This is a genomic window from Cupriavidus sp. AU9028, assembly GCF_019795295.1.
Taxonomy (GTDB): domain Bacteria; phylum Pseudomonadota; class Gammaproteobacteria; order Burkholderiales; family Burkholderiaceae; genus Cupriavidus.
Genome location: NZ_JAIMCG010000003.1, coordinates 75,022 through 87,637 on the forward strand (window position 1 = coordinate 75,022; position 12,616 = coordinate 87,637).

Sequence of the window (12,616 nt, forward strand, 5' to 3'; positions counted from 1 at the left end):
CCTGTGCATGTCGGTGTCGTGACAGAATTCAGAATGTCATCACGCTGACACGGTTCCATGCAAAAGTCCAAGCATCGCCATTCGAAGGTCATGCCCATGACGACCACGCCGTCCGGTACGCTGCTCAACCGCGAACTTGGCATGCTGGAATTCAACTCCCGTGTCCTGGCACAGGCGGCCGATCCGTCCGTCCCCCTGCTCGAGCGGCTGCGTTTCGTCTGCATCGTATCGAGCAACCTCGACGAGTTCTTCGAGATCCGGATGGCGGGCCTGAAGGAGCAGATGCGCGACAACCCGTCCGGACTGACGCAGGACGGGCTGTCGGTGCAGCAGGCCTACCAGCTGGCGACGCAGCGCACGCAGCGGCTCGTTGCAGCGCAGTATGCCATGCTCCAGGACGTTATCCTGCCGCTGCTCGAACGCGAGGGTGTGTTTTTCCACCTGACCGGTTCCTGGAACGAAGCGCAGCGCAAATGGGCACGCGAGTTTTTCGTGCGCGAACTCGGACCGGTGCTGACGCCGATCGCGCTCGACCCCGCGCATCCCTTCCCGCGCGTGCTCAACAAGAGCCTGAACTTCGTGGTCGAACTGTCCGGCAAGGACGCCTTCGGGCGCGAGGCCGAGCTGGCCATCGTGCAGGCGCCGCGGGCCCTGCCGCGGGTGGTGCAGATGCCGGAGGAGCTGTCCGGCTACCCCTACGGCTTCGTGCTGCTGTCCTCCTTCATGCAGAGCTTCGTGCACGAGCTGTTCCCGGCGATCACGGTCGACGGTTGCTACCAGTTCCGTGTCACGCGCAATTCGGATCTGTTCGTCTCCGAGGACGACATCACGGACCTGCGCGAGGCGCTGCAGGGCGAACTGCCCTCGCGGCACTACGGCGATGCCGTGCGGCTGGAGGTATCGGCGGAGACGCCGCCCGCCCTGACGCGCCGCCTGCTCAACGAAATCGGCCTGGGGGAGCAGGACCTCTACCGCGTCAGCGGGCCGGTCAACCTGGTGCGGCTGATGCCGATCCCGGACATGGTCGATCGGCCTGCATTGAAGTACCCGCCGCACGTGCCGATGGCGGTCAAGGCGTTCGCCGGCGGCCAGCCGATGTTCGACGTGATTCGCCAGCGCGACGTGCTGCTGCACCACCCTTACGAGAGCTTCAATTCGGTGCTGGACCTGCTGCAGCTGGCGGCCAACGATCCGGACGTGGTGGCTATCAAGCAGACCGTCTACCGCACCGGCAACGACTCGGCGGTGATGGATGCGCTGATGACGGCGGTGCGCAATGGCAAGGACGTCACGGTGGTGGTCGAGCTGCTGGCGCGCTTCGACGAGGAAACCAATATCAACTGGGCCGAGCGGCTGGAATCGGCCGGCGCCCACGTGGTGTACGGGGTGGTCGGTCACAAGTGCCACGCCAAGATGCTGCTGATCGTGCGGCGCGAATCCGCGGCGCCGAAGAACCGCCAGACGCGACTGCGCCGCTACGTTCATCTGGGCACGGGCAACTACCATCCGCGCACCGCACGGCTTTATACCGACTTCGGCCTGTTGACCGCCAACGAGGAAGTCTGCGAGGACGTGCATCACGTCTTCCAGCTGCTGACCGGTACCGCGGGCTCGATCAAGCTGCACCATCTGTGGCAGTCGCCGTTCACGATGCAGAGCAACCTGGTCGAGAACATCCGCGCGGAGGCGCGCAACGCGCGCGCGGGCAAGCCGGCACGGATCATCGCCAAGATGAACGCGCTGCTCGAACCCTCGGTGATCGACGAGCTGTACAACGCCTCGCGCGCCGGGGTGAAGATCGACCTGATCGTGCGCGGCGTCTGCGCGCTGCGTCCAGGCGTGCCCGGAATGTCGGAGAACATCACGGTGCGATCGATCGTGGGCCGCTTCCTCGAGCATCACCGGGTCAACTACTTCCTTGCCGGCGGCAGCGAACTGCTGTACCTGTCCAGCGCCGACTGGATGGACCGCAACCTGTTCCGCCGCGTCGAGGTCGCCTTCCCCATCCTGGACAAGACGCTGAAGGCCCGGGTGATCCGGGAAAGCCTGCTGGTGCATCTGGACGACAACGCGTCGGCGTGGGTGATGCAGCCGGATGGCACCTACCTGCAGCAGGCCAATGGCGACAAGGACCGCCGCGTCAGCCAGATCGAACTGCTGGCGATGTTTACCTGACGCGGCGACGCCGCCCCTCGGCGGCCCTGCCGGTTCCTTTTCACTGGCGGACGCTTCGGTCCGTCGGAAACACCACGCGGAACACGCTGCCCTTGCCCACTTCGCTGCTGATGCGCAGCTCGGCATGGTGGCGCGACAACACGTGCTTGACGATGGCCAGGCCAAGGCCGGTGCCACCTGTATCGCGCGAGCGGCTGCGGTCGACGCGGTAGAAGCGCTCCGTCAGCCGCGGAATATGCTCGGCATCGATGCCAAGCCCGGTGTCCTTGACGGCGAATACCGCGTGCCCGTGCTGCCAGTCCAGGCAGATGCAGATGCGGCCGCCGGCCGGCGTATAGCGGATGGCGTTGGTGACCAGATTGCCGAATGCCGACATCAGTTCGCTATGCGTGCCCCGGATGCCGACCGTCGGATCGATCTCGGTATCGATGGCATGCCTGCCCTGCGACAGTGCCTCGGCGTCATGCACCAGATGCTGCACCACCGCGGCGATGTCGATCCGATCCTGGCTGGGCGGCTGCATGTCGCTCTCCAGCTTGGCCAGCGCCAGCAGGTCCTCGACGATATGCTGCATCCGCATGGACTGCGTCAGCATCATGTCGACGTAGCGGCGCTGGTCCTCCGGAGATACCGGGAGGTCGCGCATGGTTTCCAGGAAGCCGGTCAGCACCGTCAGCGGCGTCTTCAGCTCGTGCGACACGTTGGCGACGAAGTCGCGCCGCATCGCCTCGGTGTTCTCGAGCTTGGTGATGTCCTGGGTCAGCACGAGCTTGCGGTTGTCGCCGTAGGGAAGCACCTGCACCGCGATCACGTTCTGCTTGTGCTCGCCCATGTCGCGCATTTGCAGCGGTTCGTCGTAGCGTTGCAGCATCAGGTACTGGACGAACTCCGGGCGCCGGATCAGGTGCGTGATGCGCTGGCGGACATCGCGCCGCGCATTGAGGCCAAAATGCAGTTCGGCAACCTCGTTGCACCATTCGATCTGGTCGGCGTCGTCGAGCATCAGCACGCCGTTGGGCGACGCCTGGATGGCCTGGATGAAGCGGGTGTGCTGCTGCTCGACCTGCAGCACCTGCATGCGCCAGCGCTTGACCAGCCGGTGCAGGCGGTAATACACCTCGCCCCATAGCCCGAGCGCGCTCGGGATGTCGCCATACGCGGGGGCGTCCAGCACCTTCCACAGCCGGTTGATCTGGTACAGGTAGTACAGCAGCAGCGCCATCAGCACGCCGCAGGCGAGCCCGAGGGCGGCCTGGGGACTGACGGTCAGATACATGGCCAGCGTCCCGATCGCGATGAGGATCAGGACGGCCAGCGAGCGGGCCCAGATGACGTTCATGGTTGCAGCTTCGAGGGGCCGGGCGCTCCGCCGTCGCGGCCGGCCCGCGCCGGATGGGGCGCAGTGTGCCACGAAACCGGCGAGGCGAGCCCGGGGGCGCCACGGGGGCAGCGGAATCCGGGCGCCGAGATTGCCGGCCCGTTGCTGTCAGAGTCCGGGCGTGCGCGCGAGCCGGTAGCCGCTTCCACGCACCGTCTCGATCATCGCGCTGAATCCGCCCGGGGCGAGCGCGGCGCGCAGGCGCTTGATATGAACGTCCACCGTGCGCTCCTCGACAAAGACGTGGTCGCCCCACACCTGGTCCAGCAGCTGCGAGCGGCTGTGTACGCGCTCCGGATGGGTCATCAGGAAATGCAGCAGACGGAATTCGGTCGGCCCGAGATCGAGCCGGATGGGACCGGACTCGTTCTCTCCGGTGACGCGATGGGTCGCCGGGTCCAGCTTCAGGCCGTTGATCGACACCACATCGTCAGTCAGCTGCGGCGCACGGCGGCGCAGCACCGCCTTGATGCGCGCCAGCAGCTCCTTCGGCGAGAACGGCTTGGTGACGTAGTCGTCGGCGCCCGCTTCCAGGCCCATCACCTTGTCCTGTTCCTCGCTGCGCGCGGTCAGCATGATGATGGGGATCTGCTTGGTCCGCTCGTTGTTGCGCAGTTCCTTGGCGAACACGGCGCCCGACTTGCCGGGAAGCATCCAGTCCAGCAGCACCAGGTCGGGCAGCACATCGCTCATCAGCGACAGCGCCTGCTCGGCATTGTAGGCACGGATCGGATAGTGACCCGCGTGCTGCAAGTTGACCGCGATCAGCTCGGCGATGGCCGGCTCGTCCTCGACGACCAGAATACTGCTAGGCATGTGTGAGATTCTCCGCTGATGGCAGGTTCAGCTCAGGGCTTCCTTCTCCATGGCCTCGCGCGAGGTATGGCGGACATCGGTGCCCTTGACGATATAGATGATGAACTCGGCGATATTCTTGGCATGGTCGCCGATCCGCTCCACCGCCTTGGCGATGAAGAGGAAGTCCAGCGCCACCGAGATGGTGCGCGGGTCTTCCATCATGTAGGTGATCAGCTTGCGCACGAAGGCACGGAACTCGTCGTCGATGGCCTGATCGTCCTTGACGATGCGTGCCGCGGCGGCCGTATCCAGGCGCGCGAACGCATCCAGCGACTGGCGCAGCAGCGCCACCGCCAGTTCGCCCGCCAGCTTGACCTCGGCATAGTTGATGCCGCCGGCGCCGGTTTCTTCCATGATATGGCGGGTACGGCGGGCGATCTTCTCCGCTTCATCGCCGGCGCGCTCCAGATTGGTGATGGTCTTGGAGATCGCCATCACCAGGCGCAAGTCGCGGGCGGTCGGTTGCCGGCGCGCGATGATGTTGTTGCAGTCGGCGTCGATTTCCACTTCCAGCGCATTGATCTGCAGCTCGCGCTCGATCACCTGGTCGATCAGGTTGGTATCGAACTCGGCAAGCGCCTTCATGGCGGTGGCGATCTGCGCCTCGACCAGGCCGCCCATCTGCAGCAGCTTGGTGTTCACGGCGTTCAGATCGGCGTCGAATTGCGTCGACAGGTGCTTGTCGGACATCGTTTTCTCCTGGCCACGGCTTCGGGCCTGCATCAGCCGGCTTGCCCGGTGGTTTGGTTTGGTGTACGGGGTGTACGGGGTGTACGGGGTGTCCGGCAATCAGCCGAAGCGGCCCGTGATGTAGTCCTCGGTTTCCTTCCGGTGCGGCTTGATGAAGATCTTCTCCGTCTCGCCGAATTCGATCAGCTCGCCCAGGTACATGTACGCCGTGTAGTCGGAGCAGCGCGCTGCCTGCTGCATATTATGAGTCACGATCACGACCGTGTACTCGTCCTTCAGCTCCGCGATCAGCTCTTCGATGCGGCCCGTGGAGATCGGGTCCAGCGCAGAGCACGGCTCGTCCAGCAGCAGCACTTCGGGACGGATGGCGATGCCGCGCGCGATGCAAAGACGCTGCTGCTGGCCGCCGGACAGGCTGTAGCCGGACTGGTGCAGCTTGTCCTTGGCCTCGTTCCACAGTGCCGCCTTGCTCAGTGCCCACTCGACACGGTCGTCCATCTCCGAGCGCGACAGCTTCTCGAACAGGCGCACGCCGAAGGCGATGTTGTCGTAGATCGACATCGGGAACGGCGTCGGCTTCTGGAACACCATGCCGACCTTGGCGCGCAGCAGCGCGATGTCGCGGCGCGTGGTCAGCAGGTTCTCGCCATCCATGTTGATCTCGCCCTCGGCCCGCTGCTCGGGATACAGCGCGTACATCTTGTTGAAGGTACGCAGCAGGGTCGACTTGCCGCAGCCCGACGGGCCGATGAAGGCCGTGACCTTGCGGTCGGGGATCGACAGGTTGATGTTCTTCAGCGCGTGAAACTGGTTGTAATAGAAGTTCAGGTTGCGCACGTCGATCTTGGCGCGCACGTTCTCGGGAATGTCGATGACAGTCGAAGTCATGCTCAGTCTCGCTGGGAATTTCGTCGGTTCGTTGCGATGCAGCCGGTCCGGAGGTCAGGCTCAGGACTTCTTGAACAGCACGCGCGCCAGGATGTTCAGGGCCAGCACGCCGATGGTTATCAGGAACACGCCGGCCCACGCCAGCTCCTGCCATTCGGTGAACGGGCTCATCGCGAAGCGGAAGATGGTCACCGGCAGGTTGGCCATCGGCTTCGACAGGTCGGTACTCCAGAACTGGTTCGACAGCGCGGTGAACAGCAGCGGCGCGGTCTCGCCGGCGATGCGGGCGACAGCCAGCAGCACGCCGGTGATGATGCCCGCGTACGAGGCCTTCACCGTGATCGACAGCACCATCTTCCACTTCGGCGTGCCAAGGGCGAAGGCCGCTTCGCGCAGCGCATTCGGAACCAGGTTCAGCATGTTCTCGGTCGTGCGCACCACGATCGGCACCTGCAGCAGCGCCAGCGCGCAGATGCCCGCCCATGCCGAGAAGTGGCCCATGCGGGCAACCACCAGCGCGTAGACGAACAGGCCGATCACGATCGACGGCGCCGACAGCAGGATGTCGTTGATGAAGCGGATCAGGCTGGCCAGGTACGACTTCTGGCCATATTCAGCCAGGTAGATGCCGGCCAGGATGCCCAGCGGCGTGCCGATCAGGGTCGCCATGCCGACCATCACGAAGCTGCCGAAGATGGCGTTGGCCAGGCCGCCGCCGGCCGTGTTCGGCGCCGGCGTCATTTGCGTGAACAGGTCCCACGACAGCCCGCCGATCCCCAGCGAGATGGTGGTCCAGAGGATCCACGCGAGCCAGAACAGACCGAAGCTCATCGCCAGCAGCGATGCGGTCAGCGCATAGAAGTTGACGCGGCGGCGGCGCGATTGCAGTCGGGTGCGAACCTCGTCCGAATTGGCGGCGACCGACGGCATCGAGCCGTGCATGGTTTGGCTGGTCGTATTCATTTGGCCCCCTCGTTGCGGGACAGGCGCAGCAGCAGCAGTTTCGACAGGGCCAGCACCACGAAGGTGATGAAGAACAGGATCAGGCCCAGTTCCATCAGCGCGGCGGTATGCAGTCCCGGGCCGGCTTCGGCAAACTCGTTGGCCAGCGCGGAAGTGATGCTGTTGCCCGGCGCGAACAGCGAGACGCTGTCGAGCAGGTTCGTATTGCCGATGACGAAGGTCACCGCCATGGTCTCGCCCAGCGCGCGGCCCAGGCCGAGCATGATGCCGCCGATCACGCCAGCGCGCGTGTAGGGCAGCACCACGTTCCACATCACCTCCCAGGTGGTGCAGCCCACGCCGTACGCGGACTCCTTGAGCAGCACCGGCGTGACTTCGAACACGTCGCGCATCACCGAGGCGATGTAGGGGATGATCATGATCGCCAGGATCACGCCGGCACACAGCAGGCCGATGCCCAGCGGCGGCCCCTGGAACAGCGGCCCGATCACCGGCAGCTGGCCCAGGGTATTGTTCAGCGGCTTCTGGAAGTACTCGGCGAACAGCGGCGCGAAGACCAGCAGACCCCACATGCCGTAGACGATCGACGGCACCGCCGCCAGCAGTTCGATCGCGGTGCCCAGCGGCCGGCGCAGCCACGCCGGGGACAATTCGGTCAGGAACAGCGCGATGCCGAAGCTGACCGGCACCGCAATAATCAAGGCGATCAGCGAGGACACGATGGTGCCGTAGATCGGCACCAGCGCGCCATAGACGTCGGCCGGGGGATCCCACTCCGAGGTCCACAGGAACTTGAGGCCAAAAGCCTCGATCGAGGGCCAGGCGCTGATGGCCAGCGACACGATGATGCCGCCCAGCAGCAACAGGGTCACGACGGCAGCACCGCACGTCAGGCCGCCGAACAGGATGTCGCCGGTACGGCTCGGTGCGCGCACATTGGAGAGATCGGGCGTAGTGGCCATGGATCAGGTATTGGGTCAGCGGCGGCAGCCGCCAAGTGGGCGCGATAAGTGACTATTTAGTCATCTTTTCGTCACCTTCTACAGGTCCGGCCCGCGCGACCGCCCAAACTTCGGGCAGGCCGGACGGGCCGGGGTTGCCGGTCATGCGGACAGGGGGTTCACCCCTGCCCCCGCCGGCATGTCAGCGTGGTGCGGATCAGTACAGGCCCTTGCCCGATGCATCCTTCACGCTGTTCTTCCAGGTCGTCTGGATCTGCTTGACGACGGCTTCCGGCATCGGCACATAGTCCAGGTCCGAAGCCATGTTGCCGCCGTTCTTGTACGCCCAGTCGAAGAACTTCAGCACTTCGGCACCCTGCTCCGGCTTCTCCTGGTTCTTGTGGACCAGGATGAAGGTCGCGCCGGCGATCGGCCATGCGTCCTTGCCCGGCTGGTTGGTCAGGATCTGGTAGTACGACTTGGACCAGTCCGCACCGGCAGCTGCCGCCTTGAAGGCCTTCTCGTCCGGCTGGACCACGGCACCGTCGACGTTCTTCATCTTCAGGTGCGTCATCTTGTTCTGCTTGGCGTAGGCGTACTCGACATAGCCGATCGCGCCGTTCAGACGCTGCACGAAGGCGGCCACGCCCTCGTTGCCCTTGCCGCCCGTGCCGCCGCCCGGCCAGTTCACGGTCGTGCCCTCGCCCACCGTGCTCTTCCAGTCGGCGCTAACCTTGGACAGGTAGTTGGTGAAGATGAAGGTGGTGCCCGAACCGTCGGCGCGGCGCACCGGCAGGATGTCCTGGCTCGGCAGCTTGACACCCGGGTTCAGCGCCTTGATCGCGGCGTCATCCCACTTCTTGATCTTGCCCAGGTAGATGTTGGCCAGCACTTCGCCGGTGATCATCAGCTCGCCCGGCTTGACGCCCTGCAGATTGACGACCGGCACCACGCCGCCGATCACGGTCGGGAACTGGACCAGACCCTGCTTGTTCAGGTCTTCGTCCTTCAGCGGCGCGTCCGAGGCACCGAAATCGACCGTCTTGGCGTTGATCTGCTTCAGACCGCCCGACGAACCGATGGATTGATAGTTGACCTTGTTACCCGTGGCTTTTTGGTATGCGTCGGCCCACTTGGAATAGACGGGCGCGGGGAAAGAGGCGCCTGCACCGGTAATTTCTGCCGCGAATGCGGTACCTGCTACTACCAGCGACACGATGCCCGCGACGGCAGTCTTGACCAGCTTCATATGTCCTCCAGAGAACATGGTTGGGAATGTCAGTTTGTTGACATGCCGAACTGTATTCGTCCTCTGTGACAGAACCATGACATCGCAAAAACTTCCCGAAGATCGGATTTAGGCATGGTCTTGTGGCTTGGAAGGCACGGGAGAAGCGTCCCCGAAACAAAAACGGCCCCGGGGGGCCGTTTTTGCGTGACTCGCGTTCCATGGCGCCGCAGCTAGGGTGGATCTGCCGCCGTGTTTCGCGCGCGGTTTCCTACCACGAAGACCGTCACGAGGCCGACCACGGTCGTTCCTCCGATGACACCGGCCACCCATTGGGATCCGTGAAGCGCCAGGTATCCGGCAATGCCCAGCGCCGCCAGGCCGATCGCCAGCCCCGAGAACATCGACAACAAGCGCTCGGCAAAGACGAGCGTGTTGACGCGCCTGGTTTCCGCCCGTCGAAACTCGCCTTCCGTCTGAGTCTGCTCGAAGACCCAGTCCACCCGCTCCGGCGCGATCCGGTGCAATGCCTCGAGGTGAGCGATCGGCAAAAGAGGGGAGTCGGTCTCCTGCTCCTGTACAGCGATATGGTTGTTACCGTGTCTGACCTGAGCGCTCCTTGATCGACCCATTTTGCTGCAGCGCCTTCGTGGTGTTCTTGTCTAGCCGCGCCTGCACCGTGCAGGCGTCCTGATAGATGTTCTTCGCGTCGCGAACGGTGTCTCCCCGCTTCGGGACGTCGTAGCGTCGGACCGTTCCGAACGCGCCCAGCACATCACCCAAACCAGTCAGGATGTGGACGAGATTGTTCATATCGCTCCTAGTCGTGTGCACCGCTGCGACAACCTTGGCGGCAGAGTTTATCCAGATCGAACGCGTTCCCATCGGGACGAGCGCCGAATACCGAAGTTTCGGTGCTGCAAGTTAAAAGCTTGAGCCGGCCCACGATGACGAGCGACAACCAAAAGCGCCTCTGGTCAAACTTGAGGACCAAGCATCAGGCTGCGGCGCTGTCCCCCAGCGCATCGGCGAGCTTGCGCGCCGCCATTTCCGCCGTCTCGACCTGCTCGGCCTCGACCATCACCCGCACCACCGGCTCGGTGCCGGAAGCCCGGATCAGCACGCGTCCCTTGCCATCGAGCATCGGCTCGACCTCGGCCCGGGCGGCCTTCAGGCCGGCATGCTGCTGCCAGTCGAAGCCCTTCTCCACGCGGACATTGATCAGGGTCTGCGGGAACAGCGTGACGCCCTCCACCAGTTCGGCCAGGGACTTGCCGCTGCGTCGCAGCGCGGCGAGCACCTGTAGCGCCGACACGATGCCGTCGCCGGTGGTATGTCGGTCCAGGCAGAGCAGATGGCCGGACCCTTCCCCGCCCAGCGTCCAGCGGCGGCGGGCCAGTTCCTCCAGCACATAGCGGTCGCCCACCTTGGCACGTACGAATTCCACGCCCATGCGCTGGAACGCCAGTTCCACGGCCATGTTGGTCATCAGCGTGCCGACCACGCCGGGCACGGCATGACCGCTGTCCATCCGGTCTCGCGCGATCACATAGAGCAGTTCATCGCCGTTGTACAGCCGCCCCTGGGCGTCGACCACCTGCAGGCGGTCGGCATCGCCGTCGAAGGCCAGGCCCAGGTCCGCCTGGTTGGTCCGCACCGCCTCGATAAGCTTCTCGGGCGCGGTCGCGCCATAACCGGCGTTGATATTGCGCCCGTCGGGCTGGTTGCCGATCGAGATGACGTCCGCGCCCAGCTCGTGAAATACATGAGGGGCGATATGGTAGGCCGCGCCATGGGCGCAATCGACCACCACCTTGAGCCGATGCAGATCGCGGTCGTAGGGGAAGGTGCTCTTGCAGAATTCGATATAGCGTCCTGCCGCGTCGTCGATACGCCGGGCACGGCCCAGGTCGTCCGAGCGCACGCAGACCATCGGCTGTTCGAGCTCCGCTTCGATCGCCATCTCGACGTCGTCGGGCAGCTTGTCGCCGGACGAGGAGAAGAACTTGATACCGTTGTCGTAGTACGGGTTGTGGCTGGCGGAGATGACGACCCCGGCGGCAAGCCGCAGCGCGCGGGTCAGATAGGCGACGCCGGGCGTGGGCAACGGCCCGGTCAGCAGGACATTGACGCCCGCCGAGGTAAAGCCGGCTTCGAGCGCCGCCTCGAGCATATAGCCCGAGATCCGCGTGTCCTTGCCGATCAGCACCGTGGGCCGGCCCTGCGCCGGCTGCCGGCCCAGCGCCAGCACCCGCCCGGCGGCATAACCAAGCCGCATGACGAGATCCGGCGTGATCGGCGGCTCGCCCACACGGCCGCGCACACCGTCGGTGCCGAAGTATTTCCGAGTCATCCGCAATTTCTCCGTTCTATGGGCCGTCCTCGCCTTGCTTGCCAGGCGGCCGTCTGTGTTTTGATCTTGTCCGGTCCGGACTGGACCACACCTGCCGCTCGCGCCGCTGGTCAGGGCTGCAATGCGGCGTCTGCCCGCTGCTGCCGTATCGCCCACCAGGTCCGGATGGCGTTGACGGTGTCGGCGACATCGTGCACCCGCACGATATAGGCGCCCCGTTCGGCGGCGCACACTGCGGCGGCGACGCTCGCGGCGATCCGGCCTGCCGGCGGCCGCCCGCCCAGGATGGCACCCAGCGTGGACTTGCGCGACAGCCCCGCCAGCAGCGGCAGGCCGTCCACGCTCAGCCGGGGCAGCTCGCCAAGCAGGCGCAAATTATGATCGGGCGTCTTGCCAAAGCCAAACCCTGGATCGAGCACGATGCGGCTGTCCTCGATGCCCGCGGCCCGCAGCGCGGTGACGCGATCGGCAAGAAAGGCGTGCACCTCCCCCACCACGTCCTGGTAGTGCGGCGCCTCCTGCATGGTCTGCGGATCGCGCTGCATGTGCATCGCGCACAGTCCCGCCTGTCCGCCGGCGACCGCTTCGATGGCGCCCGGCATCCGAAAGCCCCAGATATCGTTGATGAGGTCGGCGCCGGCAGCCAGCGCGGCGCGCATGGTGTCGGGCTTGTAGGTGTCGATCGACAGCGGTTTGCCGCAGTCGCGCAGCGCTTCGATCACCGGCAACACCCGGTCCAGTTCCTCGGACAGGGGCAGCGACGCCGAGCCCGGACGGCTCGACTCGCCGCCGATATCGATGATGTCCACGCCCTCGTCGATCATGCGCTCGGCGTGCCGCAGCGCGGCGTCACGCCCGGCATGCTGGCCGCCATCCGAAAAGGAATCCGGGGTCACGTTCAGAATTCCCATCACCAGCGGGCGGCGGTCAAGAGCGAAACGATAGCGTCCGCACTGAAAATACTGTGTAAACAATCGAAACAGCCTCGTTCCAGATGGCGTCGGCGTGATCGCGGTGCCGACTTCCGCGGCAAGGCCGGCGATGCCAATGAAAAAAAGCCGGTGCACCTGGCACCGGCTTCATATTGATTCGCCAGCGAGGACCTTGCGGTCCCTTTGCCGTCCGTAGCGGCCGAAGGCGGG

The 12,616-nt window shown here is 64.9% G+C and carries 12 protein-coding genes; 1 reads left to right on the plus strand and 11 read right to left on the minus strand.

From position 1 onward, the window contains the following. The first annotated feature begins 57 nt into the window (after positions 1-57). Positions 58-2,175, plus strand: coding sequence for a polyphosphate kinase 1 (gene ppk1, locus K6V06_RS04415; RefSeq protein ID WP_222240386.1), 2,118 nt, complete (start codon positions 58-60; stop codon positions 2,173-2,175). Between the two features lie 40 nt (positions 2,176-2,215). Here the strand turns inward: ppk1 and phoR are convergent, their stop codons facing one another. The 11 genes from phoR to folP form a co-directional block, all read right to left on the minus strand. Continuing rightward, positions 2,216-3,514 carry a phosphate regulon sensor histidine kinase PhoR gene (gene phoR, locus K6V06_RS04420; protein ID WP_222240387.1) on the minus strand — a complete coding sequence of 433 codons (1,299 nt, stop codon included), beginning with the start codon at positions 3,512-3,514 and terminating at the stop codon, positions 2,216-2,218. Positions 3,515-3,661: 147 nt separating this feature from the next. Continuing rightward, positions 3,662-4,369, minus strand: coding sequence for a phosphate regulon transcriptional regulator PhoB (gene phoB / locus K6V06_RS04425; protein ID WP_222240388.1), 708 nt, complete (start codon positions 4,367-4,369; stop codon positions 3,662-3,664). A gap of 27 nt (positions 4,370-4,396) precedes the next feature. Continuing rightward, positions 4,397-5,101: a phosphate signaling complex protein PhoU gene (phoU, locus tag K6V06_RS04430; protein ID WP_222240389.1), complete on the minus strand. Its 705-nt coding sequence runs from the start codon at positions 5,099-5,101 to the stop codon at positions 4,397-4,399. A gap of 99 nt (positions 5,102-5,200) precedes the next feature. After that, positions 5,201-5,989: a phosphate ABC transporter ATP-binding protein PstB gene (gene pstB / locus K6V06_RS04435; RefSeq protein ID WP_222240390.1), complete on the minus strand. Its 789-nt coding sequence runs from the start codon at positions 5,987-5,989 to the stop codon at positions 5,201-5,203. A 60-nt stretch (positions 5,990-6,049) separates the two neighbouring features. Further along, positions 6,050-6,952 carry a phosphate ABC transporter permease PstA gene (gene pstA / locus K6V06_RS04440; protein ID WP_222240391.1) on the minus strand — a complete coding sequence of 301 codons (903 nt, stop codon included), beginning with the start codon at positions 6,950-6,952 and terminating at the stop codon, positions 6,050-6,052. Next, entirely contained in the window at positions 6,949-7,914 is a 966-nt protein-coding gene (gene pstC / locus K6V06_RS04445; RefSeq protein ID WP_222240392.1) for a phosphate ABC transporter permease PstC, read from the minus strand. The genes pstA and pstC overlap by 4 nt, the downstream gene beginning before the upstream one ends. 196 nt (positions 7,915-8,110) lie before the next feature. Next, a complete protein-coding gene (gene pstS, locus K6V06_RS04450) occupies positions 8,111-9,142 on the minus strand; it encodes a phosphate ABC transporter substrate-binding protein PstS (protein WP_222240393.1) in 1,032 nt (343 codons plus the stop codon). 212 nt (positions 9,143-9,354) lie between these two features. Then, positions 9,355-9,672, minus strand: coding sequence for a hypothetical protein (locus K6V06_RS04455; protein WP_222240394.1), 318 nt, complete (start codon positions 9,670-9,672; stop codon positions 9,355-9,357). 43 nt (positions 9,673-9,715) lie between these two features. Further along, entirely contained in the window at positions 9,716-9,934 is a 219-nt protein-coding gene (locus tag K6V06_RS04460; protein WP_222240395.1) for a hypothetical protein, read from the minus strand. A gap of 184 nt (positions 9,935-10,118) precedes the next feature. Then, positions 10,119-11,474 (minus strand): phosphoglucosamine mutase, encoded by a 1,356-nt coding sequence (gene glmM, locus K6V06_RS04465; protein ID WP_222240396.1) that lies wholly within the window; start codon positions 11,472-11,474, stop codon positions 10,119-10,121. 110 nt (positions 11,475-11,584) lie between these two features. Beyond that, positions 11,585-12,448: a dihydropteroate synthase gene (folP, locus tag K6V06_RS04470; RefSeq protein ID WP_255581602.1), complete on the minus strand. Its 864-nt coding sequence runs from the start codon at positions 12,446-12,448 to the stop codon at positions 11,585-11,587. Positions 12,449-12,616: the final 168 nt, after the last annotated feature.